Genomic DNA, 23,937 nt, shown 5'->3' with positions numbered 1-23,937 from the left:
TACAGCCAGCAGCTCCCTATGGATTGACGTTTATTACCAAACTCGGTGACAGATACGCCTAGTATTTGTTTTCAAGTTTACAATTTCGTTAAATGAATTCATGCTCTACAGCCTTCTGTAAGGCCTCGAAAAAATCCCGGTTTCTCTGGCTATATCCAGGCTTATTCAAAATCTCAAATGTACGTTCGATCCCCTTTTGCACTAATGCCTGATCATTGGTTAGCAATCCGTAGCTTAAAATCGTTACGCAACAGTTAAAAAGATCACCCGTAGGCCAGTGATGCGGTCGTTTGGTCAAATATTCATCAACAGCAACAGCTTGATCTATGCGCGGCAGCAAATACTTGCTTTCAGCTTCTTTGAATCTGTCTGCTGTTTGCTGGGCCGCTTCTTGTATATTTTCAGAGGAAACAAGAACAGAATGTTTTTGCTGTGTATACCTTTCAACACTATTGCCGAAGCCGACCGGAGCATTTGAGATCAACGTTATTTGATGCTTTTCAAGAAAAGTACGTAAACGTTCAGTGGCAGCTTCATAACGGCAGGCCATGATTGTATATACAGCATACGGCGGTTTTGAATGACCAAGATGGCTATGTAAGCTCCAAACTACACCCGGCTTAACATTTTTTTTGAACGTATAGTCCGTCGGGCTGGAATCAGCCTCTCTATGTTCTACATACCCTTCCGGTGCAATGAATTTCCCCAATTCAGTATAAAATTGTTTTCGAATACCTTCTTTTAAATTCCTCATATCAATGTACGCCTGCTACGTCTATAATTACGCGTTTCAAATAACATACCCGTAACCATAGCGAGCAGACCTCCTCCTTTTTTCAAACTAAATCCTGCGGTTGCCAACCTAGATATAAATGAGTCGGGATGAAGACTGAACACTGTATCCTTTTCAATCAATAATATAAGCTGTTCGCCAAGAGCAAGCTTTTCTTCATCAATAAAATACCCTATAAGATGGACTTTTTAAAGTGTCTATCTCACAGGGTACATGTGTCATTCTATAAATAGAGTATTCTTAATTTTTTTTGCTTCTCACTTCAAAAATAGCGAATTTCAGGTAATGCCCTTCATCTACGCCCAAAATTTGCGGGTGATCCTTACCGGCTGCTTTCCAGTCGATTAAACGTAATACCTTACCTGCATCTTCAGCTGCATCCGCAATCGTTTCCAGGAAGAGGTCAGGACGCATGTGGTAGGAACAGCTTGCGGTTACCAAATATCCACCCTCGTTGACCAATTTCATGCCCTGCAAGTTGATATCCTTGTAGCCGCGGCATGCCCCTTTGACAGCTGATTTTGTTTTGGCAAAGGCAGGTGGATCAAGGATAACGACATCAAACGTTTTTCCAGCACTGGACAACGCTTTGGAAGTATCTACCTTTTGCTCAGATGCTCGTGCTCGCGCATTGCGCTCATCAAGTCCTTTGACTTGCTCACGCAGATATTGAAAAGCGTCGGCTACCACGAATTCGACCCGATCCGTGAATCCATTTAGCTCCACATTCGTTCGCGCACTCTCGATCGCATGCTCGGAAATATCGAGGCAGGTTACTTTTTTCGCTCCATATTTGCACGCATTCAGCGTAAAGCTGCCGGTATGAGAGAAACATTCAAGCACGGTGGCACCGTCCCAATACGGGAAAGTAACCACTTTGCCACCCTTGTTCACAGGCAACAGCTGTTCTGTTCCTTCATGCTCGACCTGTTGCACTGTGATGCCGCTTTTGTACCCCCAGCCTTTCATCAATGGTTCAATGGCAGCCCGGTTTTCACGCTGGTCGAAGAAGTAACCTGTTTTCTGTCCTTCCACGATATCCACCTTGATAAGTAGCCCATTTTCAGTCACAGTCACATGACGCGGGCATTCCCCATAGAGTGGTCCTTTGATCTGCTCCAGGCCTTCGAGTTCACGGATCGATACATCACTGCGCTCAAAGATACCTTCCGGCTGCATCACTTCAATGAGAGCCTGGACAATCGCTTCACGGCAACGGTCCATACCTAGTGTAAGGATCTGCACAACTAAAATGCTACCAAACCGGTCAACGATCAATCCAGGTAGGAAATCAGCTTCACCATAAACAAGACGGTAGGCTTCGCCATCCTGAATGAAGCGTTCCCGGTGACGCAGACAGTCATGGAAACGAGCCGCAAAAAAGGCGGTATCCATCTGTTCAAACTCCAAAGGCTGGTACGAGACTACACGAACGGTAATCTGGGAAGCCGGATTGTAATACCCTGTCGCCAAGTAGCGACCTTGATGATTCAGTACATTGACGATATCACCCGGTTCCGGGTTGCCGTCTACGGATGCAATTTCATTATTAAAAATCCAGGGATGCGCATGTTCCAGCCGCTTTTTGCGGCTTCGTTCCAGTGTTACGGATGGCAAGATTGATCCACTTCTTTCGTAAGTTAGTTGAAAAGATAGGTTTGGGCGGCAACGAGACGCTCCAGGAACGAATTGATTCTACGATCGCTGTTGTCCTCGGATTTTTCTGATTCCCTTCTCCAAAGGGAAAATCCGAGGACAAGCCTATGCTTCCGATGTAGCTTTCTTTCAGAAAGCTTTCAGGCGAGCGCTTCGCTTCTTCGAATTCAATTTCGTCCCCTCCGCTACGTTTGCCGAATCACCGTACCTTTTGAATTGGGGGCTGGCAGTTTCAATTCCTCTTGTGCTTGTCATGCTTGTCTCTGCTTCCTCATAGGATAAGTGATAAGGAATGGGACGGGAGGAATGATTCGGAATGTTCAGAGAAGTAATTCTGCCTCTGTTATATGGGCTTATAATCTTTTTTGGCGGTATGAAGCTGATGGAGACAGCGCTACAGCGCATGGCGGGACCGATGCTGGCAGGCTGGTTAAACCGAGCCACTTCTGCCCCATGGAAGGGCATGGCATTCAGTGCAGGCGCGACCGCTCTACTACAGAGCAGCACTGCCGTAACGGTACTCACCATAGGACTAGCTAATACGCGCTTAATTACCTACGGACGCACACTCGGCATTATCTTGGGAACCAATATTGGAACTTGCTTAACGACAGAGCTTGTCGGTCTGCAGATCGGACGTGCCTCACTGCCGTTGTTGCTTATATCTCTAACAGGCTGGGCTATTTTTGTTGTCCTAGGTGAACGCAACCAGATTGCTCCTGAACGTACTCGCCGTACTTTAGCGACGATCCAATTCAACTTTCTTGCAGCAGCAGGTTTTGCTCTCGTCATGACGGGCATTCAAGTCATGCAATCCATCGCCGTTCCACTTCGGAGCATGGGTGTATTCCAATGGTTTCTGGAGCGTTCGACCGATAGCCTATGGTGGGGTTTTCTTGCCGGTGCGTGCTTGACTGCGCTGATTCACAGCAGTGCCGCAGTTATCAGCATGGCGATTACACTAGCAGCGACAGGCGTGCTACCTGTAGAGATCGGCATCGCCATTGTGATCGGGTCTAACGTCGGGACCTGTATCACCGCTGTTATTGCAGCCGCGGGCGGAGCTTCCGCAGGCAAATTTGTAGCAGCCTCCCATGTTGTACTCAACATTGCGGGAGCACTGCTGTTTATGCCGCTGATCAGCCAGCTGCATGCAGCGTCAGCCTGGCTGTCAGCGGACCATGGGGCACAGATTGCGCATGCCCAGACCCTTTTTAACATCATCAGTTCATTGCTGGCTTTACCGTTCTGTTACTTGCCCATCTGGCACAAAAAAACACCTGTGCTTGCCCCGTCGGCAAAGAAACCTGTCGCTTAATAAGTCCTCACGATATCCGCATTATTGGCGACAGAACGTGTAGGTCAGTAGACCATCATTCAAACGTAATGTCATGCTGTTTTATACGTTAATGCCCAGTTTGTTCAGGCCAATGCGCAAAATGTCATCGTTATTATCGTATCCATTCTGCAACTGTTTGGACCATGCCTCTTCCGGAGCATACCAATCCACACCTTTAATCTCTTCGATCTGGGGCTGCAAGTCACCACTTTCTGCTGCCACGAGGTAATAGTGCACTTCTTTGTCCACTGGACCAAACTCGGCATGCTGGTACGTATAGGCAATGATATTAATAGGCTCCACAATGCGGCCCACCATACCCGTTTCTTCCAAAATTTCTCGGAGCGCCGTCTGTTCGATCGTTTCTCCATCTTCCATTTTGCCCTTGGCAAGTGTCGTTTTACCATAACGGTCTACGATGAGCTGGATTTGAATCTGGCCATCCTCAGCTGTTCTGTATACAACGCCGCCTGCTGAAATTTCTTTTTTGTTCATAATGTTTTCCCCCATCTGACTTCAATTTCTTTTCTTGGCAAAGAAGGACCTCATCTCCTCGGGTATTTTCCCCAAGGAAATGAAATCCTTGTACATAGCGCCTGAATTACATCGCGGCGGGTTTCACATTCTCTTCCAGTACACGAACCAGCGTACCTTGGCTTTCATTGGCACCGGCTTCAGTCAACTTCACGCGGCAAACCTTGCCTACCATATCCGGCGTTCCATCGAACACCAGTTGAATGTAGTTGTCACTGTATCCGTGCAACTTGCCACTGCCTTCGCGGCCTTTTGCTTCACCTTCAGGAATAACCTCTAGCACTTGCCCAACGAATTTCTCAGCATACTCCAGTTGCATCTGCTCTGACAGTTCAATCAGCTCATGCACACGTGCATTTTTGATTTCGTCATCCACTTGGTCCTCCATGCGTGCTGCCGGAGTACCTGTACGTTTAGAGTATGGGAATACGTGCATTTCCGAGAAACCGATTTTACGCATCAACTCGTAACCGTTACGATACATCTCATCTGTTTCGCCTGGGAAACCAACGATAACATCGGTCGTGATCGCAACATCCGGCATGGCCTCACGTATACGCAACATTTTGTTATAGAATTCTTCGGTTGTATATTTGCGGCGCATGCGTTTCAGAACAGTGTCATCTCCTGCTTGCAACGGAATATGGAAATGACGAACCAGTTTATCCGAACGTTTGATTACATCCAGCATCCGGTCATCAATCTGACTAGCTTCAATCGAGCTGATCCGGATACGCTCCAGACCTTCCACTTTGTCCAAATCCCACAGCAGGTCGGTCAGATCATAATTATCCATGTCATCTCCGTACCCGCCTGTATGAATACCTGTCAGGACAATCTCTTTATAACCCGCTTGTACGAGCTGATGTGCCTGCTGAACAATGCTGTTTGCCTCACGGCTACGCGAAAGACCACGGGACCACGGAATGATGCAGAAGGTACAGAAGTTGTTGCAACCATCCTGAATTTTGAGGAACGCACGCGTACGGTCCGCGAAATCCGGTACATCCATTTCTTCAAATACACGTGTTTTCATAATGTTACGGACCGCATTGACGGGCTGACGGGATTCCTGAATTTCATTTACATATGGCAAAATTTTATCCCGATCCTGGGTTCCGATGACCAGGTCCACGCCAGGGATATCCAGAATCTCGGCAGGAGATGTCTGTGCATAACATCCGGTTACCGCTACAATCGCATCCGGATTGCGACGGATGGCACGGCGGATAATTTGACGACTCTTTTTATCACCTGTATTCGTTACGGTACACGTATTAATCAAATAGACATCGGCTGTCTGTTCGTCGAAGTCTACCTGTTCGTAGCCCTCGTTTTTGAACAATTGCCAAATCGCCTCTGTATCATAAAAGTTAACTTTGCAGCCCAAGGTGTAAAACGCCACGGATGGCATAATTACATTCCCCCCATTTCTCCAGATTCATATAAAACACAAGTTAGTGCAGCCATACCAGCCGTCTCGGCTCGCAAAATGCGCTTGCCCAGTCCAACAGATATCGCACCTGCCTCATCGGCCTGAGCCGTTTCCTTCTCGGAAAATCCGCCCTCAGGTCCAACAACAATCAACACATTTGCCCCTGCATCAGGAGCAAGCTCTCCCACAAACGGCTTCAGAACATCTCTAAGATGTTTGCCGTCCTCTTTTTCATAACAATAACATACAAGATCGTAGTCCCCAAAAGAAGATAACAGCCCTTTCCAGGAAAGCGGCTGCTCAACGGTTGGAATGCGGTTACGATGGCTTTGTTCAGCAGCTTCCTTGGCGATTTTCCGCCAACGCTCCAGACGTTTGCCTTCTTTCTTAGCGTCGTATTGCACAATCGTACGTTCGGATAGAAAAGGCACAAAGGATACGGCGCCGATCTCCGTACATCTCTGAATGACCGTCTCCATCTTGTCCCCTTTGGGCAAGCTTTGTGCTACCGTTACATTCAACTTTGCTTCGCGATCCATAACCAGCGGTTCCAGGATAGTCGCTTTTACTTCCCCTGCCTCAATACTATCGATGGCGACCAATGCTTCTTTGGAGCTTCCGTCGCTGACAATCAGCTTGTCTCCGGGTTTGCCACGCATGACTTTGCCGATATGACGGGCATCATCGCCTGTTATCACCACTGCATGTTCACTGAACTGCTCTGCAGATACAAAATATCGCTGCATATGTTGTCCACCCATTCTTTCCTGTTATGAATGGAATTCTTCCTGCTGGAAGCAGGCAAGAATCCAATCGCCACAGATGATCATACAACTTTTATGTGCTTATGACCAGCACTACGGTTCGATTACTGACCATTTATGAGCTTATATTAAAGATATAATTCAATAACGAGACCAACTAAATCCCGGTACATGTCATTAGCAAACAAATATAGGGGTTGAATTGTGACTGCCTGTAATGGCGGAATAATTAAGATCAATAGAAAGACAATGATGGACCATTGTTCCACACCTTGCAGCTTGCGACTGATTGAAGGCGGCAACACATCTTCAAGAATACGATAACCGTCCAGTGGTGGTAACGGGATGAGATTAAACATAAACAGGAAAAAGTTCGTAACACTGAACATCGGCAAAAATGTCATCACAGCTGTGACTACCCGCTCATTTTCAATGTTCCCCAGCACGCCTGATCCAAACAATATTCCATAGATTACTGCCCCAATAATAGCCAGTAGCAGATTGCTGAGTGGACCTACTACAGAAACAATCGTTCCCATGAGTCTTGGTTTGTCAAAGTTCGCACGGTTTACAGGTACAGGACGTGCCCATCCAAAACCTGCAATCACAAGCAAAAGCACCCCAAGCAGGTCAAAGTGTGCCACCGGATTCAAGGTGACCCTTCCAAGCAACTTGGCTGTTGGATCACCGAATTTATTAGCAAAATACGCATGCGAAAATTCATGAATCGTAAATGCAATCAAAATGGTCACCAGGAAAAACGGCAATTGATCCAGCGGAAGGCGGAAAATCCGATCTAAGAAGTCCATAGACTACCTCTTTCTGGCTTCAAAGGCTAGCCAGTCCTCTTCACGCTCGATCGCACGAACTTCAAATCCTGATGCCACCAGTGCATCATGTACAACCTGCTCCTTGTTCTTCCAAATGCCCGAAACGATATAGATCCCACCAGACTCCAGTGCATTATACACATCATCAACGAATAGCAAAATAATTTCAGCCAAGATGTTGGCTACAATAATTTTGACTGGCAGCTTGACACCTAGAGCGGGGTCTTGACTTCCAAGCACAGACAATAGATCACTTTCTTTGACCGTGATCTGCTGCTGCATCTTGTTCAGCTCCACGTTTTCCATCGCACTTGTTACCGCAACCGGATCAAGATCAAGTGCCAGCACATGCTTAGCACCTAGATGTATCGCGCCGATGGCCAAGATACCGGAACCTGTACCCACATCAATCATTTCCTCGCCACCCTGAATGACCTTTTCCAGTGTACGTAAACAGAGCGTTGTCGTTGGATGCGTCCCGGTACCAAAAGCCATTCCTGGATCAAGTTCAATAATTTTTTCATCTGGGCTCTCCGGTGTATATTCCTCCCACGTTGGCTTGATCGTCAGACGCTCGGATATGCGCACCGGTTTGAAGTATTGTTTCCAAGCCGTTGCCCAGTCATTTTCATCCACCGTACGTGTTTCGTAACGAATCTCTCCGACATTAATTCCAAAGTCGGGCAATTCTTCAATTCTCGGATTTACTTCTGCCTGCAAGGCAGTCATGTCTGTACCTTCGGAGAAATAACCTTTGATGACCGCAAAACCTTCGGGAATATCATTCAAAGGAACGTCATATAACTCGCCATACGTCGTATCCCGTTTTTTATTTAAAGTACCGGACTCTTCAATCGACACCCCTCCAGCACCCGCTTCATGCAAAAAATTCGAAATCATCTCCACAGCTTCTTCTGTGGTATGTATTGTTAGTTCATGCCATAACATACGTGGTTTTGCCTCCTCATTATTCAAACATCCCAACTATTGTACTACACTTGCGAGCCGAAGCACAAAGCATACTCGTAAAAGAAAACAAAACAGGATATCCGCAGTGAAACCGCTCGAATATCCTGTCCCATTTTTCGGTGCTGTCGATCTTTCTCATGAACACAACTAATAAAAACGTCCGCCGTTCTGTGTGATCATCTCTGCAGCTTGCGGTAAAGAATCGTGAGAAACGGATACCGTCAGCAAAATGCCCTGCTTCACACTTCGCGTTGCATCTTCTGGTGTATGCTCATACACCTGTCCTCCCGATAGCATCTCGGTCTCATCACTGATTAGAGCGAGTACATTTAGCTCGCCGCTGAAGCCGCCAACAACCGCTGTTGGTGAATGCTCTTCTTCCTTATTATCAGTTGAGCCACCTGTTCCTTCATGCTCACGCAGACTCTCGATGCGTAACTGGTTCGGATGCAGCAACTCCAGAGCTCTGCGAGCAGATTCAGCTTCAGACCAACTCGTGAATACAGCTTCTAGTGTGACCGCAGAGCGATCTTCAGTCATTGATTTCCCTTCCTTGACGACGATCCGCTGCCTCACTGCGGCGCAAAGCTTCAATATCCTCGTGATCGGCCAATTCTGCGCTGAACTCCACATCCTCATTTTTCGCAGACTGCAGACGCTTCATCTTTTCCGTTTTTGTTAAAATTTCACCTGGTCGTTGTCGATTAGCCATCTTGTTCTTCCTCCTTTTCAAAATCAGATCATTCCACCGGCTTGTTCGATAATCGACATTGCTCGGTGATGCACCTCTTCATCTACAACGACAGTTAATAGGATGTCCCTGCCTGTAGGGCCGCCTTGTCCGCCATCACTCATTCCGCTTGCAGCAGGGTCTGCCGCAGCCATAATGCCTGAGCTGCCACTCATTTGCATCGCATCAGGTATCCATGATGAGTAACTGCCGGAGATACCTGGTTTATAGGAGGCTCCGCTTGGCCCAATACCCGCATAACGGCTAAAACGATTAATAGACAAGTCTTCCACTCGCAGCGCCTCCAATTTTTTGACCGCTCCCTGTGCCTGCTCAGGGCTATGAAAATAGGCCAAAATATTTTTCTCCGTCATTCGCTTCACCTGCTTCCTGTAATTCTGTCAATCTGTATCCCGCCATGCTATCTTTCCGCAACCGAGTCCAGAATATACCGAATTTCTGACATGTGGGAACACTTGGGAACACTTCGAAGCAAACTAATTTACATACAAAAAGACACCATCGATCATCAAAGATCATCGATGGTGTCCTCATAACTACTTCATATATGAATCAGTCGCCGCGAAAGGCGCGTTTTACTCGATCAAAGAACGATTGCTCATGCTCATGAGTTTGTTCTCCATCCAGTGCAGCAATTTGACGAAGCAGATCTTTCTGTTCGTCATTCAGCTTACTTGGTGTAACCACAACAACCTTCACATGCTGATCTCCTTGTCCCATACCGCGCAGGCGTGGCACGCCTTTACCTTTGAGACGGAAATACGTTCCGGTTTGTGTACCCGCCGGAATTTTCAGCTTCACTTTTTCGGTCAGTGTCGGGATTTCAATCTCGTCTCCGAGCGCGGCTTGAGCAAACGTCAACGGAATTTCACAGTAGATGTCATCGCCTTCGCGCTCAAAGAAGTCATGAGACTTCACACGAATAACAATGTACAGGTCGCCTGCAGGACCACCGCGCAGACCGCCTTCACCCTCACCTGTCATACGTAACTGTGCACCGTCATCCACACCAGCTGGAATGCGAACATTGATTTTGCGCTGTTTGCGAACTTTGCCGCTACCGCTACACGTTGTACATTTTTCTTTGATAATCTGTCCAGTACCGCTACAGTTCGAACAAGCGCGGCGATTGACCATACGACCAAATGGTGTATTCTGAACGACTTCCTGTTGTCCACTACCCTTGCAGACCGTACATGTTTCCGGCTTCGTTCCTGGTTTGGCACCTGAACCGTGACAAGTGTCACAGCCTTCTGTACGCGGAATAGTAATATCCGTTTCCTTGCCAAATACAGCTTCCTTGAACTCAATGGTCATGGTGTATTGCAGATCGTTCCCCCGTTGCGGAGCATTCGGGTCACGGCGCCCGCCACCACCGCCAAAGAACATATCAAAGATGTCGCCAAATCCGCCGCCACCAAAGTCTCCACCGCCAAAACCACCTTGGTTCGGATCGATGTGACCATACTGGTCGTACTGAGCACGCTTCTGGCTGTCACTTACGACATCATAAGCTTCTTTTACTTCTTTAAATTTGGCCTCTGCATCTGCTGCCTTGTTTACGTCAGGGTGATACTGACGGGCGAGCTTGCGGTAAGCCTTTTTGATTTCCTCGTCGCTTGCATTTTTGCTTAGCCCGAGTACCTCATAATAATCACGTTTTTCAGCCACTCTTCCACCCCCATAACATTCACCTTATCGCACATCGTGACAAAAGGAAAGTCAAAGCACGGGAGCCCCGGCTATGACTTTCCCTTTAATCCGAACGTCACCGATGTTTTAACTCGCAGGCTATCGCGAATTAATTATTTTTTATCTTCGTCTACAACTTCGTAATCAGCGTCTACGACGTTGTCACGTTTAGCAGAACCTTGTTGCTCTTCAGCACCTTGAGTCGCTTGTGCATCAGCTTGAGCTTGCTCATACAATTTAACAGACAACTGTTGAACAATCTCAGTCAGTTCTTCTGTAGCGGCTTTGATGTCTTCCAGATTGTCGGAAGCCAGTACGCCTTGCAATTTTTCTTTGGCAGCATTTGCTTTTTCTACTTCGCCTGCATCTGCCTTTTCACCAAGATCTTTAATTGTTTTGTCTACAGAGTAGATCAACTGGTCTGCACTGTTTTTCGCTTCTACAAGCTCTTTACGTTTTCTGTCTTCCTCAGCATGAAGTTCAGCATCTTTCATCATTTGCTCAACTTCAGCATCGCTCAGACCGCTGGAAGAAGTGATTGTAATTTTTTGTGTTTTGTTTGTACCTTTGTCTGTTGCAGACACGTTAACGATACCGTTAGCATCGATATCGAAGCTAACTTCGATTTGCGGTACACCGCGTGGTGCTGGAGGGATATCTCCCAACATGAAGCGACCAAGCGTTTTGTTGCCAGCTGCCATCTCTCGCTCACCTTGCAGGACGTGAATCTCAACGCTAGGTTGATTATCTGCATAAGTGGAGAACACTTGAGATTTGCTTGTAGGGATCGTCGTGTTACGCTCGATCATTTTCGTAAATACGCCACCTGCAGTTTCAATACCCAGGGACAGCGGAGTTACGTCCAGCAATACTACGTCTTTCACGTCACCTGTCAGTACGCCCGCTTGTACAGCTGCACCCAAGGCAACAACTTCGTCCGGGTTAACACCTTTGTGCGGCTCTTTACCTGTCAGTTTTTTGATCGCTTCCTGTACAGCAGGAATACGAGTGGAACCACCAACCAATACGATTTTATCGATATCGTTAGGTGTCATGCCCGCATCGCTCAATGCACGGCGAGTTGGTTCAAGCGTACGTTCAACCAGACCAGCAGAAAGCTCTTCGAATTTCGCACGGCTCAGGTTTAATTCCAAGTGCTGAGGAACGCCATCAGCAACCGTGATGAACGGCAGGGAAATCGTTGTAGTCAATACGCCGGAAAGCTCTTTTTTCGCTTTTTCCGCTGCATCTTTCAAACGTTGTACCGCTGCTTTATCTTTGCTCAGATCAATACCTTGATCTTTTTTGAATTCATTTACGAGATAGTCGATAATTACTTGGTCGAAGTCGTCACCGCCAAGTTGGTTGTCGCCACTAGTCGCTTTAACTTCGAAGAAACCATCGCCCAGTTCCAAGATGGATACGTCGAACGTACCGCCACCCAAGTCATACACGAGAATCGTTTGATCTTCGGATTTTTCCATACCGTAAGCCAAAGCTGCTGCTGTTGGCTCATTGACGATACGAAGTACTTCCAGACCTGCGATTTTACCTGCATCTTTCGTCGCTTGACGCTGACTGTCATTGAAATAAGCTGGAACGGTAATAACCGCTTGAGTTACCGTTTGGCCTAAGTATGCTTCTGCATCAGCTTTCAATTTTTGCAGGATGATTGCAGAGATCTCTTGTGGAGAATAATCTTTGCTATCGATCGTTTCTTTGTGGGATGTACCCATGTGACGCTTAATGGAAATGATCGTACGATCCGGGTTCGTGATCGCTTGACGTTTCGCTGTTTCACCAACGACACGCTCTCCATCTTTTTTGAAACCTACAACGGAAGGAGTAGTACGCGCACCCTCCGGGTTTGGAATAACTACAGCCTCGCCGCCTTCCATAACGGCTACGCATGAGTTGGTTGTTCCTAAGTCAATACCAATTACTTTGCTCATCCGAAAATTTCCTCCTCGACAATTTAAAATGAATAGGCACTTGTCAGCCTTATTGTGTTAGTCAGTTAACTACTCTATGTGTATAAAACCTGTATATTAAACTTCGCCATTTAGTACACTTAGATTAAGAACTAACCTTAACCATAGCCGGACGAAGCACTTTATCTTTCAGCATGTAGCCTTTTTGAACTTCTTCCACAACGATGCCTTCTTCATGCTCATCGCTCTCCACTTGCATAATCGCTTGGTGGAATTCAGGATTAAACGGTTGTCCAACGGTTTCCATTGGAGTCAGTCCTTCGTTCGTCAGCACGGTTTCCAATTGACGCAAGATCATTTGAAATCCTTTGGCAAAAGATTCAGTCTCCGTACCTTCCGGTACAGTAGCCATAGCGCGCTCGAAATTATCCATAACTGGAACCAGTTCGGTGACCAGCTTCATCGAAGCGTATTTGGCAAGCTCTTCTTTTTCCTTCTGGGTGCGACGACGGAAGTTATCAAAATCAGCTTGCGCACGTACAAAACGTTGCTGCGTTTCCTCAGCCTCTGCTTTCAAACGTGACAACTCATTTTGCTCCTGATCCGTTATCTCCTCAGCCTGTGCTTCTGCAGCTGCAGCCTCATTGACCGGTTCCTGCTCAGCGGCTGTTACTTCTTGCTCTTCTGTGAATGATTGCTCCTCTTTCAAGATGTTCACCTCCTTATAAGAATGAATCGATGAATCGTAATTCCCGTTGCTTATTTGAAGCGAGTCGTCAGCATCGTTGTAAGATCACGGGATAATGTATTTAGAATATGGATGACACGTGCATAATCCATGCGGGTTGGTCCCAGAATTCCAATGGAGCCAAGTGCTTCGCCGTCCAACGAATATGACGCTGTAATCAAGCTACAGTTCGCAAAGGCCTCATGATCATTCTCTGTACCAATTCGCACCTGAATCCCAGACCCGCCGGGCACTGGCATCATCAATTTCATTAATGTTGGTGTCTCATCTAACAAGTCTAGAATGTCCTTAACCTTTTCTACATCTCTGAACTCAGGTTGTGTCAACATATTGGTAGCGCCGCTGAGGAATAGACGATTGTCATGCTCATTGTCAAACGCGCTATTAAGTACCTGCATAACTTCCTCATAACGTGTAATGTGACGCTCCATCTCTTGGCCCAGCTCGGTATAAAGACGTGACTTCAGCTTGTAGATTGGTACGCCTACCAATTTGCTGTTTAACAGACGAACCACATTCTCCATCTCAGCAACCGAAATCTCGGGTGGGATCTGAACTGTCTTGTTTTCCACCTGACCGGTGTTCGTCACAATAATAGCTACAGCTTCATTTTCATTCAGCGGGAGCAACTGGAAGTGACGCAGTGAGGTGTGGAACACCTCAGGTCCAAGCAGAATCGAAGTATAATTGGTCATATGAGACAAAATGTTGGAAGCATGCTGAATAACCTGTTCCATAACATTCAGCTTCTCTGCAAAAAATGACTTTAGATCATCCAGTTCCTGTGGCTCCACCTGATTCCAGGGAACCAAATGGTCGACATAATATCGATAACCCTTATGAGAAGGTATACGTCCAGCCGAAGTATGCGGCTGTTCGAGAAAGCCCATTTCTTCAAGGTCGGCCATTTCATTACGAATCGTTGCCGGACTGTATCCAACATCTCCTCTTTTGGAGATACTTCGGGACCCTACGGGCTCAGCTGAACGGATATAGTCATCCACTATAGCGTTCAGAATCATTCGTTGACGCTCTGTTAACATGGTGAGTATTCCCTCCTTCTGACTGTACTGTCCCATGTCGTTAGCACTCCAGTTAGATGAGTGCTAATCGGTAATACAAAAATACCAAACTGACATGATCATTGTCAAGTCAGTTTGCGGAATGGGATCATCTATTTATAGTATAGGCCAATAACCTTCACTTATAACGTATATTATGCACCTTGATGCTGGATTTCTCGCTCCGCAGGATAATGTCTCAGACTGAAACGTGCCCCACCTAGCGGTGAGTCACTATACACCAAATCTGCATGGAGACGCGTTGCCAGTTGCTTGCTAATGGTTAGCCCCAATCCTGTCACACCATTATTTCCTGTGTAAAAACGACGGAAAATATGCTGTCCATCATGCTCATTCAAGCCTGGCCCATCATCATCGACATGAAAAATCCAGTCCGCGTGATCATCGCCAGAGAGTTCCAATGTTAATTTCACTTGCGTTTCGGTATGGCGCACAGCATTTTGCAACAAGTTTAGCAGAATCTGAAACAATTGCTCACCTGCTGTTTCCACGATGAACGAATTGGCTTCCGCTGTCAAATGTATTCCTCGCTGAAGCGCAGTTGGCATAAGCAGATACACTGCTTCTTCGGCCATGTTTTTCAGGTCAATGACTGCCACAGGCCATTCCTCATCCACAGTTTCCAGTCTGGAGAGCTGAATCAGTTTTCCAACCATGTCAATGAGGCGTTGCGACTGGGTAGCAATAATATCAAGTCCCTGATCCGTGGATACGACCTGATCCTGAATGGCATACACGTAACCTTGAATGGACATCAATGGTGTCTTAAGTTCATGGGATACATTTTGCAAAAACTCCAGCTGATGCCGGTGATGGTCATCAATTCTGTTACTCATTAATTGAAAGGTCTGAATCAATTCGCCGATTTCTGTATGGTCAGCCTGTAGGAATTGATCTCTGTCAGGCATGTTTGGCTCATACTTGTTAACAGCCTCTTTCAACCGATTGAGCGGCTGTACCGTTCGCCACACGGCGAATAATCCTATCAACAGAATGACAACAAAACTTGCGGCAATCGACAGAAGGGTTGTTCGGAACAACGGAATGTACATTGCCCTGAGTGACGATAGCGGAGAATACAAGATCACTCGAAACTGTTTATGTGACAACTCAGCCTCACTGTATAGGACCTTTTTTCCATTTAAAATCATATACCCTTCGTGTGTACCTGGGAATCCTTCCAATTTCATCCCTACACGTCCCGCACTGCTTGAGGCGACAATTTTATCCTGCCCATCAATTACAAAATAGTCCGCATAAAAGAGAATATCTTTAATAAAAAAACGAAAACTGTCATTGTCCAGATCCTCCAGATCATCTACACGAATGATCTTGACAGCCTTCTTCGTTTGTCCATTTAATTGCTCTTTGACCTGATTGAGCAAAATATCATCAAAGAGGTGTATAAAAAACAGTACCGTAAACGCCACAGTAACCAGCATACTTGCGAACAAGGCGAGCAGCATCTTGCTGCGTATTGTCTTCATCGTGTATGTACAGCTGCTTTATAGCCGAACCCCCACACGGTATCAATGGTCAGTGTAGCTTGAACCTGTGCAAGCTTTTTACGAATCCGTTTCACGAGATCATCCACTACACGCACTTCACCGTAAAAATCATAATTCCAGACCTGCTGGATCAACTGTTCGCGGCTGAATGGACGATCCAGGTGTTGGGATAGAAATAACAAAAGCTCGTATTCCCTTCCGGTTAGCCCCAATTCTTCTCCACTAACATTGACACGTCGGAATTCTTCTGAAATCTGCACGTTGCCTATACTAAAATACGACCCTTCCTTAGGCTGATGCCGCTCCGTTTCTTTTAGTTCAATCCCTTGTGATAAACGACTGCTGTGTATCAAACGAAGCATACCTTTTACCCTCGCAACCAGCTCACGAGGATTGAAAGGTTTGCTCAGAAAATCGTTACATCCCAATTCCAGCCCATTTAAACGATCGATTTCCTCTCCTCGAGCCGAGACCATAATAATGGGAATTTCAGTGAAGGTTCTCAGTTCCGTCAAGAGTGTAAGCCCATCAACCCCTGGCATCATAATGTCGAGAATCAAACAGTCCGGCTTTTTCAAGCGCACTTCCTCGACCAGCTCTCTGCCGTGTGCAAAGGAGGTCACTTCATATTGTTCCTTCTTCAAATAACCTGCAATAAGTTGCAAAATATACGGATCATCATCCACTACAAAAATATGCGGCATCGGCGTTCACCTCGGCATGAATATAACACTTCTGATATGTTTTTTATTAAATATATTACTACTAATGTAACAGAGTCTGTACTCAGATTCCAAACTTCCATGAATGGCCTAAATATAACGTTACAAACACCCGATTCAACATGAAAAAGACGGAGTTCCCCCTAAGAGAGCTCCGCCTGTGTACGCCGTATATCATAATGTCACTGATGCGTTAAATTATGGACTGGATCTGGTACAGTGAGGTCATCAGAGCACAACTTCTTATTTATGGGATGAGCTTGATTTTGCTGCCTCGTTTTTGTTTGTAACATTTGTTTTGGCTGGTGCTTTCGTAGCAGATGTTGCAGCTTTATGAGTTGTCACGGTAGCTGTTTTATGTGTTGCTGTTTTTGGAGTTGTTGTTTTCACTCCAGTTTTTGGCGAAGTTGCTTTGTGCGCTGCGATTTTGTGAGCGGCTTTTTTCGCTTTGTGTGCCGTTTGTTTTGCTTGATGCGCAGTAGCCTTTGCTGTTGCTGAAGCTTTGTGTGAAGCCTGTTTGGCGTTATGAGCCGCATCTTTGGCTTTATGTGTCGTTGTTTTTGCTTTGTGTGTCGTTGTTTTTGCTTTGTGTGTTACTGTTTTTGCTTTATGAGCAGTTTTTCTGCCCTTGTGATGCATTGCTGTTGTTTTATGAGAAGCCCTTTTTGCTTTGTGAGTCACTTTTGATTTGTGCACAGCTTTTTTCGCTTTATGCTTCGCCACTTTTGCTTTATGAGCAGCCTTTTTGGCTTTATGCGTTACTGCGCTCGCTTTGTGAGTTGTTGTTTCCTTCTTGGTTGTAGCTGTTGTTTTGGAAGGGGCCGCTTTGGCTCCTGTCGTTTTTGTCGGCGCTACAGTGGATTTGGCTGCTGGAGTGGTTGTTGATTTTGTTGTTGTAGATTTGCTCGTTGAGCTAGCCGATGCTCCAGCTTTTTGTGTTTCAGACGGTTTTACGGAATTCACAACAGGCGTTGCGGCAAAAGCACTACCTGCTCCACCAATTACACTCATCGCTGTTACCAAAGCTGCTACATGTTTTGTCCATTTTTTCATGATCGGTCACCTCATTCTTAAGATTGAGCTATCTGCAATACTCCCTGCTTCGTACGTTGAAAACCTTGTTTTTATCCGTGTTCTTCAACTGTTCCACTGTGAAGTTTTTTGCAGATCGCTTATGTAAGTTCATCTTAACAAGAGGATGTGTGAGAATAATGGAATAAGTGTGTGAAAAGTATATGAAAAAAACGAGCACCAAAAAAAGACCACAAGCCCTTTGAAACCTTAGGTTTCTTGGGTTGTGATCTTTATCTTTTTATTCATATAAACGTATAACTACGCTGACACATTCAGTTCTTTCAGAACCGCAATCTCGTCACAGCAATCCTGCTTGCTGCAATGAACGCAGTCCGTCCATACTTTCTCAGGGAAGATTTCTTTTTCCACAACAGCAAAACCATTTTTCAGAAAAAAGGAAACTTCATACGTGAGAGCCATCACCTTTGGAATCTGTTGTCTCTCCGCCTCTTCTACAAGCCGGTCAAGTAGACGGGAACCGATGCCAAGCCCTTTATACCCCTCTGAAATGCCCAGTGATCTTACTTCCACCAGGTCATTGCCCAGACGACATAATGAGCCGCAGCCTACGACAACTCCATCCACCTCAGCCACAATAAAATGCTCCAGCTGTCGATGCAGTACTTCCCGTGAACGCGGAAGCATGATCCCACGCTCTGCATATCCCTTAATCATTTCAAACAGTGGTTCAACATCTTCCGGTACAGCTTTCCTGCATATAACCGACATCCAGCTCTCCTCCTATAACGACGCTTTCCGAGGAAAGCTAGCTTCGTAGTTGTTTAAATTAACACGCCCTGTAAAACAATATGAATAAATATACAACAGAGCGTATAGAATTTCAAGCTACGAATTTAGCGATATAGAGCCGATAAACTCCGCAAAAACGTCATTGCCGAACAGAATACCTTGTTCACTCAGTTTAAAGCCGTCTGCTGTCCGCTCAAGCAATCCTGCATGCAACATTTTGCCCAGCGGTTTCGCAAATACATCCTCCATGGATTCCCCGAACTGATTATGGAATCTTGAAGATGAAGCGCCCTCCAACATACGGAGTCCTACCATTAAGTAATCCTCCATCGCTTCCGCACGGCCAATCTCGAAATGATCCAAACGAGGCAGTCCCGCACGTGATGCTTCCACATAAGGATTAATCCCTTTAATGTTCATATGGCGTTCACGGCCCACATAACCATGTGCACCTGCACCAAGTCCGTAATAATCCTCATTGCGCCAATAGGTGATATTATGACGGCTCTCGAAGCCAGGTTTGGCAAAGTTACTGATCTCATACTGTTCATAACCTGCTTCTTTCATGCGCTTCATTAATAGAAGATACATCTGCAACTCATCATCTTCATGCGGAAGAGGTAATTGATTTTTTTGGTACAGGGTATGGAAAAGTGTATTTTCTTCTACCTTCAGGCTATAGATTGAATAGTGTTTCAGATCCAGTTCCAGCGCTTTGTCGATACTTTCATTCAACATCTCCACCGTCTGGTTTGGTAATCCAAACATCAGGTCAATCGACAGGTTATCCAGTCCCGCCTTACGTGCGTTCTCTAAACTGCGATATACATCATCTGTATTATGAATCCGGCCAATGCCCGTCAGCAGATCATTTTGAAAAGCCTGTACGCCAAAGCTGACACGGTTCACGCCGCCTTCTTTCATCGCGGCCAGCTTTTCGGCATCCGTCGTTCCCGGGTTGGCTTCCATCGAAAATTCAATATCGTCTGCCCAATTCGGGAAATAGGTTTTGACCGAACGCAGGAAATAAGCCATCTCGTCCGGTTTCAACGCGGTTGGCGTTCCGCCGCCGACAAAGATCGTTTTAATTTCGCCTGGCGGATTCGCCTTGACGGTATGCTCCATCTCCCGTTCCAGCGCCTCCAAGTATTGCATCACGGGCTGATCTTTCAGAACATAAGAATTAAAGTCACAGTAAAAACATTTATTTGTACAAAATGGAATGTGAAGGTACACCGCTTGGGGCGCACCTGTTTTCTGGTTGTGTGCTGCAAGTGTCACGGTAAGTCCCCCTTGATTTGAAAAAAGGAAAGCCAGTTGGCTTCCCTTTCAGCTAAAATGTTAATTTATATAAAGTGATCTAACAATTTACACATTCCACTCCAATGACAGAATAACCTGGAGAGTAGCGGTTATCCCCAGATTTTTTTGATTCCCTTTCCCAAAAGGGAAAAATCCGGTGATAAAGGCGAACGCTCCGCTTTTTCAGGTTTTTTCTGTCCTCTCCGTTAATGTGTAAAAATAGTTCACTTTATATAGTTTGATTACCAGTAATTCGATACGCACAATCTGTGATGTACCTAAAATGCATTATTAATGCATTCTCTGATACGCAAGGTCTTGATGTACCCAGAGATTGCATTTTAGAATTTAATTTTGATACGCACAATCTGTGCTGTACCCAAAATTAAATTATTAATCATCAATTTTCAGTACCGCCATAAATGCCTCTTGTGGCACCTCAACGTTACCAACCTGCTTCATCCGCTTCTTACCTTCCTTCTGCTTCTCCAGCAGTTTCCGTTTCCGCGAGATGTCACCGCCGTAACACTTGGCAAGTACGTTTTTACGCATCGCTTTAACTGTTTCACGAGCCACAACCTTGGTGCCCACAGACGCCTGAATCGGTACTTCAAACATTTGCCGCGGAATCAGTTCGCGCAGTTTCTCACAGATGATACGGCCGCGATTGTATGCACGATCTCTGTGAACGATAAAGGACAAAGCATCGACTTGTTCGCCGTTAAGCAGGATGTCCATTTTCACCAGATTCGACTGGCGGTAACCGGACAGCTCATAGTCAAACGAAGCATAACCTTTGGTGCTTGATTTCAACTGGTCGAAGAAGTCATATACAATCTCGGACAACGGGATCTCATAGGTAATCGTAACCCGTGTTGTGTCCATATATTCCATATTGATAAATTCGCCACGTTTATTTTGGCACAATTCCATAATGGTTCCCACGTAATCATTCGGTACAATGATTGAAGCCTTCACATAAGGCTCTTCAACGTAATCAATCCGTCCTACCTCAGGGTAGTTGGATGGATTATCAATTTGAATCTGCTCGCCGTTAGTCAGCGTTACGTGGTAAATTACGCTCGGTGCTGTCGTGATCAACGGAATGTTGAACTCGCGCTCAATCCGTTCCTGAATAACGTCCATGTGCAACAATCCCAGGAATCCACAACGGAATCCAAAGCCCAGCGCGCTGGAAGTCTCCGGCTCAAAGCTGAGCGATGCGTCGTTCAACTGCAGCTTCTCCAATGCCTCACGCAGATCCACATAGTCCGATGTCTCAATCGGATACAGACCGCAATATACCATTGGATTGATTTTACGATAACCGGGCAGTGGTTCAAGTGTCGGATTTTTCGCGTCAGTAACCGTGTCCCCGACTTGAGTATCGCCGACGTGACGGATACCCGCAACGATAAATCCTACGTCACCAACGTTCAGCTCGTCCACAATGGTCATGCGCGGCTTGAACGCTCCTACTTCGATGACTTCAAACGATTTGTTTGTTGCCATCATTTTGATTTTGGAACCCGCCTTGATTTTACCGTCAATAACACGCACATACACGATAACCCCTTTGTAAGGGTCATAGTGCGAGTCAAAAATCAGCGCTTTAAGCGGTTGATCCGGATCGCCTACAGGTGCAGGCACACTCTGTACCACTTGCTCCAAAATCTCTTTGATCCCGATGCCGGCTTTGGCCGAAGCCAATACAGCGTTGCTGGTATCCAGTCCGATAACATCTTCAACTTCCTGCTTCACCCGTTCAGGGTCAGCACTTGGCAAGTCAATTTTGTTGATAACCGGCAAAATCTCCAGATTGTTATCCAGCGCAAGATATACGTTAGCCAGCGTCTGCGCTTCGATCCCTTGAGCCGCGTCAACGACAAGCAACGCCCCTTCGCATGCAGCAAGACTACGTGATACCTCGTACGTAAAGTCTACGTGTCCAGGCGTATCAATGAGATTCAGTAGATACTCTTCACCGTCGTCCGCTTTGTAATTCAGGGCAACTGCTTGCAGTTTAATGGTGATTCCGCGTTCGCGTTCCAGATCCATCTGATCCAGTACTTGCTCCTGCATTTCACGTGATGTCAGCGCACCTGTGTACTCCAAGATCCGGTCCGCAAGTGTTGATTTACCGTGATCTATATGTGCAATAATTGAAAAGTTACGAATTTTACGTTGTCTTTCCCGAATGTCAGTCATTCCTTACCCCCAGAAACAGCCTAGTGTCAATCACTTCATTATAACAGTTGCTTCAAGGTGCATCAATCCCATGATGATTTAACTTTTATAATAAAGTTACTTGAAGAGTGCCCCGGAGGTTTAGTTTTCCTTTAATCCGTCCGCTTCTATTCATCTACTCCGCCAAAAAGAGAGACCACCCACTTGATGCCGCTGTTTGACAAGTTTTGCAGCAATCCAGCCGTTTTTTCCGCCAGCACATCCACCGGGGCCTTGTGCTGGTCTGCCCCAAGCACCTGGCTCGGGGTCTGGACAGGAACAAACGGCTTTTTAACCTCGGTCTGCACAGGCTCAGTGGATACAGTTGTATTTTTCTCAGGTGCGGTTTCTGTGGTCGCCACTACGGGGACACTTTCCACAGGGTTGTTATGCTGAAAACCACTGCCTGCCAGCTGCATGCCAAGCAATACACCAAGTAACATAAGCAGACTGACAGACAGCATTTTTTTGCCGAATCTGGACATCTCGCAGATCTCCCTTCTTCTATAATTTATCCGCCCTTGGATACCGGTTTTGCACTTGCTTTATCTACGTTCTGCTCGTCCCAATATACTTCCGCGATCATATCTGCCAGAATTTTGGAGGTTCGTTTCAGCTCAGCTGCCGTATTGTCAATGCCACCAATTTCAATGAGAATGCTGTTCGGGGAAAGCGTTTGATTATATTCTCCATTGTTGCCTCCTCCGCCATTCTTCCCCCACACCCCGCGGGACACTCCAGGATACTTGGCTTCCAGCTTTTTGTGAATTTTTGCAGCAAAGGCTTCATTTTTACGCCAATTTGGATTCTCATGCCCTATAATAAAATATACCTTGGCGTAACTCTGATCACCGATGGTTGTTGTCGTTTTTTTATGCCGCTGGGAATCGCGGTGAATATCAATTAGATAGGTCAGATCGTCATTCTGAGCAAGCGCCGCTTTGACAGTCTGTCTGGAATATTTATAGGAAAAGTTCCAATTGTAATCTTTGATTTTCGTTTGATAATCTTCCTTCGCATGCTCTACTCCGATGCCCAGCTTCTCCAAGCTATCCGATAGATAGGTTCCCACTTGAAAAACATTACCTGTCGCTTTACCGGAAGATGGATTATCGCTATCCGTGCCTAGCAGTGGATTATATCCTTCACGCGGATGAGAGTGATAGATAAGGACGGATTTTCTCGTAATGGCCGGATTCCCCTTGTCTTGCCCATTCCCTTTTGCTGGTGGATCTTCATCGACTGTACCCTTTCCCGGATCATCCTCACTGGAAACGTCTGGATCATCCTTACCCGGAGGAACATGCAGTTCACTTCCTGGCTTACCTTCACCTGATGAGGCTGTTTCTGTCAGGCCTGGACCTGGCTGATAATCTTCAGGTGCTTCTGCCTTGGTATTGCCAGAGCCTGGTCTAAGCAGAACGGGCTGATTTGCACCCATGCCTGGCATTTCACGTGCAATTAAACTTTTGGGATCTTGAGGATTCACATTCGTGAGCAATTGAAACACAAAAGAAGTTAGATTTTCACCGGAAATTGCAGTGTTCTGTTCCTTCTGAGTGAGATGAGGTACTTCCATACCCAACATGTCCACAAAAAAGCGGCTTGAGACTGAACCTGCAAATCCCTTCATGGAAGAAACCGGGGAACTATTCAACCTTTTCTCCGCCATGCCTCCGAGCCCGAGTGCAACAAAAAAGAGGGCAGATATGATCATAAGCAGCAACAGTGTACGGCCCATGGCCAGCACATGCAGACATCTTTTTTTCCACTTACCAATGTTCCATGCCAATATCTTGTTCATTCCTATGTCTCCTTCCCTTGCAGAACA

23 protein-coding genes are annotated in these 23,937 nt (G+C 46.1%); 1 reads left to right on the top strand and 22 read right to left on the bottom strand.

What is annotated here, in order from left to right; translation table 11 throughout:
* Positions 1-88: 88 nt before the first annotated feature.
* Positions 89-754 (bottom strand): hypothetical protein, encoded by a 666-nt coding sequence (locus J2T16_RS11150; protein ID WP_221788924.1) that lies wholly within the window; start codon positions 752-754, stop codon positions 89-91.
* Between the two features lie 279 nt (positions 755-1,033).
* Complete coding sequence (locus J2T16_RS11145; protein WP_090914767.1) at positions 1,034-2,410, bottom strand: class I SAM-dependent rRNA methyltransferase; 1,377 nt, start codon at positions 2,408-2,410, stop codon at positions 1,034-1,036.
* Positions 2,411-2,765: 355 nt separating this feature from the next.
* Between J2T16_RS11145 and J2T16_RS11140 the strand changes: the two genes are divergently transcribed.
* Positions 2,766-3,767 (top strand): Na/Pi cotransporter family protein, encoded by a 1,002-nt coding sequence (locus tag J2T16_RS11140; protein WP_221788923.1) that lies wholly within the window; start codon positions 2,766-2,768, stop codon positions 3,765-3,767.
* Positions 3,768-3,848: 81 nt separating this feature from the next.
* Here J2T16_RS11140 and J2T16_RS11135 read toward each other — a convergent pair whose 3' ends face one another.
* The 20 genes from J2T16_RS11135 to J2T16_RS11040 all read right to left on the bottom strand — a co-directional run bounded on the left by J2T16_RS11135 (position 3,849) and on the right by J2T16_RS11040 (position 23,910).
* Complete coding sequence (locus J2T16_RS11135) at positions 3,849-4,286, bottom strand: NUDIX hydrolase (protein ID WP_221788921.1); 438 nt, start codon at positions 4,284-4,286, stop codon at positions 3,849-3,851.
* Between the two features lie 103 nt (positions 4,287-4,389).
* Positions 4,390-5,736: a tRNA (N(6)-L-threonylcarbamoyladenosine(37)-C(2))-methylthiotransferase MtaB gene (gene mtaB, locus J2T16_RS11130; protein ID WP_090914775.1), complete on the bottom strand. Its 1,347-nt coding sequence runs from the start codon at positions 5,734-5,736 to the stop codon at positions 4,390-4,392.
* Between the two features lie 2 nt (positions 5,737-5,738).
* On the bottom strand, positions 5,739-6,503 hold the full coding sequence (locus J2T16_RS11125; RefSeq protein WP_499018345.1) for an RsmE family RNA methyltransferase: 765 nt from the start codon (positions 6,501-6,503) through the stop codon (positions 5,739-5,741).
* Positions 6,504-6,649: 146 nt separating this feature from the next.
* Positions 6,650-7,330, bottom strand: coding sequence for a site-2 protease family protein (locus tag J2T16_RS11120; RefSeq protein WP_090914779.1), 681 nt, complete (start codon positions 7,328-7,330; stop codon positions 6,650-6,652).
* 3 nt (positions 7,331-7,333) lie between these two features.
* Positions 7,334-8,299: a 50S ribosomal protein L11 methyltransferase gene (gene prmA, locus J2T16_RS11115; protein ID WP_221788917.1), complete on the bottom strand. Its 966-nt coding sequence runs from the start codon at positions 8,297-8,299 to the stop codon at positions 7,334-7,336.
* A gap of 168 nt (positions 8,300-8,467) precedes the next feature.
* Positions 8,468-8,860, bottom strand: a complete 393-nt coding sequence (locus J2T16_RS11110) for a hypothetical protein (protein ID WP_339831651.1) — start codon at positions 8,858-8,860, stop codon at positions 8,468-8,470.
* The gene (locus J2T16_RS11105; protein WP_090914785.1) at positions 8,853-9,032 is read right to left on the bottom strand and encodes a YfhD family protein; all 180 of its coding nucleotides are present in this window, start codon (positions 9,030-9,032) and stop codon (positions 8,853-8,855) included. The genes J2T16_RS11110 and J2T16_RS11105 overlap by 8 nt, the downstream gene beginning before the upstream one ends.
* A gap of 23 nt (positions 9,033-9,055) precedes the next feature.
* Positions 9,056-9,424, bottom strand: a complete 369-nt coding sequence (locus tag J2T16_RS11100) for a hypothetical protein (protein ID WP_090914787.1) — start codon at positions 9,422-9,424, stop codon at positions 9,056-9,058.
* A gap of 199 nt (positions 9,425-9,623) precedes the next feature.
* Positions 9,624-10,742 carry a molecular chaperone DnaJ gene (gene dnaJ / locus J2T16_RS11095; protein WP_090914789.1) on the bottom strand — a complete coding sequence of 373 codons (1,119 nt, stop codon included), beginning with the start codon at positions 10,740-10,742 and terminating at the stop codon, positions 9,624-9,626.
* A 134-nt stretch (positions 10,743-10,876) separates the two neighbouring features.
* Positions 10,877-12,715 (bottom strand): molecular chaperone DnaK, encoded by a 1,839-nt coding sequence (gene dnaK, locus J2T16_RS11090; RefSeq protein ID WP_090914791.1) that lies wholly within the window; start codon positions 12,713-12,715, stop codon positions 10,877-10,879.
* Between the two features lie 124 nt (positions 12,716-12,839).
* A complete protein-coding gene (gene grpE, locus J2T16_RS11085) occupies positions 12,840-13,430 on the bottom strand; it encodes a nucleotide exchange factor GrpE (protein WP_139168822.1) in 591 nt (196 codons plus the stop codon).
* A gap of 23 nt (positions 13,431-13,453) precedes the next feature.
* Positions 13,454-14,485 (bottom strand): heat-inducible transcriptional repressor HrcA, encoded by a 1,032-nt coding sequence (gene hrcA, locus J2T16_RS11080; protein WP_090914795.1) that lies wholly within the window; start codon positions 14,483-14,485, stop codon positions 13,454-13,456.
* A 173-nt stretch (positions 14,486-14,658) separates the two neighbouring features.
* Entirely contained in the window at positions 14,659-16,011 is a 1,353-nt protein-coding gene (locus J2T16_RS11075) for an ATP-binding protein (RefSeq protein WP_154888003.1), read from the bottom strand.
* Positions 16,008-16,736, bottom strand: coding sequence for a response regulator (locus J2T16_RS11070; protein WP_154888001.1), 729 nt, complete (start codon positions 16,734-16,736; stop codon positions 16,008-16,010). Before J2T16_RS11070 ends, J2T16_RS11075 begins: the two co-directional genes overlap by 4 nt.
* A 261-nt stretch (positions 16,737-16,997) precedes the next feature.
* On the bottom strand, positions 16,998-17,807 hold the full coding sequence (locus J2T16_RS11065; protein ID WP_154887999.1) for a hypothetical protein: 810 nt from the start codon (positions 17,805-17,807) through the stop codon (positions 16,998-17,000).
* Positions 17,808-18,086: 279 nt separating this feature from the next.
* Entirely contained in the window at positions 18,087-18,557 is a 471-nt protein-coding gene (locus J2T16_RS11060) for an N-acetyltransferase (protein ID WP_090914803.1), read from the bottom strand.
* A gap of 117 nt (positions 18,558-18,674) precedes the next feature.
* Entirely contained in the window at positions 18,675-19,859 is a 1,185-nt protein-coding gene (gene hemW, locus J2T16_RS11055) for a radical SAM family heme chaperone HemW (RefSeq protein ID WP_145332173.1), read from the bottom strand.
* A 414-nt stretch (positions 19,860-20,273) separates the two neighbouring features.
* Complete coding sequence (gene lepA, locus J2T16_RS11050; protein ID WP_090914807.1) at positions 20,274-22,088, bottom strand: translation elongation factor 4; 1,815 nt, start codon at positions 22,086-22,088, stop codon at positions 20,274-20,276.
* Between the two features lie 146 nt (positions 22,089-22,234).
* Positions 22,235-22,591, bottom strand: coding sequence for a DUF3679 domain-containing protein (locus J2T16_RS11045; protein ID WP_499018342.1), 357 nt, complete (start codon positions 22,589-22,591; stop codon positions 22,235-22,237).
* A 26-nt stretch (positions 22,592-22,617) separates the two neighbouring features.
* On the bottom strand, positions 22,618-23,910 hold the full coding sequence (locus J2T16_RS11040) for a stage II sporulation protein P (RefSeq protein ID WP_499018341.1): 1,293 nt from the start codon (positions 23,908-23,910) through the stop codon (positions 22,618-22,620).
* Between the last annotated feature and the right edge of the window lie 27 nt (positions 23,911-23,937).

The sequence above is a fragment of the Paenibacillus intestini genome (genome assembly GCF_030803945.1).
In the GTDB taxonomy this organism is placed as follows: domain Bacteria; phylum Bacillota; class Bacilli; order Paenibacillales; family Paenibacillaceae; genus Paenibacillus; species Paenibacillus polysaccharolyticus.
This window is presented reverse-complemented; position numbering and strand designations above follow the sequence as displayed.

Excerpts from the sequence above, each read along its gene's own strand:
- J2T16_RS11150 (WP_221788924.1), bottom strand. The coding sequence starts at position 754 with ATGAGGAATTTAAAAGAAGGTATTCGAAAACAATTTTATACTGAATTG.
- J2T16_RS11140 (WP_221788923.1), top strand. The coding sequence starts at position 2,766 with ATGTTCAGAGAAGTAATTCTGCCTCTGTTATATGGGCTTATAATCTTT.
- mtaB (WP_090914775.1), bottom strand. The coding sequence starts at position 5,736 with ATGCCATCCGTGGCGTTTTACACCTTGGGCTGCAAAGTTAACTTTTAT.
- J2T16_RS11125 (WP_499018345.1), bottom strand. The coding sequence starts at position 6,503 with ATGCAGCGATATTTTGTATCTGCAGAGCAGTTCAGTGAACATGCAGTG.
- J2T16_RS11120 (WP_090914779.1), bottom strand. The coding sequence starts at position 7,330 with ATGGACTTCTTAGATCGGATTTTCCGCCTTCCGCTGGATCAATTGCCG.
- prmA (WP_221788917.1), bottom strand. The coding sequence starts at position 8,299 with ATGTTATGGCATGAACTAACAATACATACCACAGAAGAAGCTGTGGAG.
- J2T16_RS11110 (WP_339831651.1), bottom strand. The coding sequence starts at position 8,860 with ATGACTGAAGATCGCTCTGCGGTCACACTAGAAGCTGTATTCACGAGT.
- J2T16_RS11105 (WP_090914785.1), bottom strand. The coding sequence starts at position 9,032 with ATGGCTAATCGACAACGACCAGGTGAAATTTTAACAAAAACGGAAAAG.
- J2T16_RS11100 (WP_090914787.1), bottom strand. The coding sequence starts at position 9,424 with ATGACGGAGAAAAATATTTTGGCCTATTTTCATAGCCCTGAGCAGGCA.
- dnaK (WP_090914791.1), bottom strand. The coding sequence starts at position 12,715 with ATGAGCAAAGTAATTGGTATTGACTTAGGAACAACCAACTCATGCGTA.
- hrcA (WP_090914795.1), bottom strand. The coding sequence starts at position 14,485 with ATGTTAACAGAGCGTCAACGAATGATTCTGAACGCTATAGTGGATGAC.
- J2T16_RS11075 (WP_154888003.1), bottom strand. The coding sequence starts at position 16,011 with ATGAAGACAATACGCAGCAAGATGCTGCTCGCCTTGTTCGCAAGTATG.
- J2T16_RS11070 (WP_154888001.1), bottom strand. The coding sequence starts at position 16,736 with ATGCCGCATATTTTTGTAGTGGATGATGATCCGTATATTTTGCAACTT.
- J2T16_RS11065 (WP_154887999.1), bottom strand. The coding sequence starts at position 17,807 with ATGAAAAAATGGACAAAACATGTAGCAGCTTTGGTAACAGCGATGAGT.
- J2T16_RS11060 (WP_090914803.1), bottom strand. The coding sequence starts at position 18,557 with ATGTCGGTTATATGCAGGAAAGCTGTACCGGAAGATGTTGAACCACTG.
- lepA (WP_090914807.1), bottom strand. The coding sequence starts at position 22,088 with ATGACTGACATTCGGGAAAGACAACGTAAAATTCGTAACTTTTCAATT.
- J2T16_RS11045 (WP_499018342.1), bottom strand. The coding sequence starts at position 22,591 with ATGTCCAGATTCGGCAAAAAAATGCTGTCTGTCAGTCTGCTTATGTTA.
- J2T16_RS11040 (WP_499018341.1), bottom strand. The coding sequence starts at position 23,910 with ATGAACAAGATATTGGCATGGAACATTGGTAAGTGGAAAAAAAGATGT.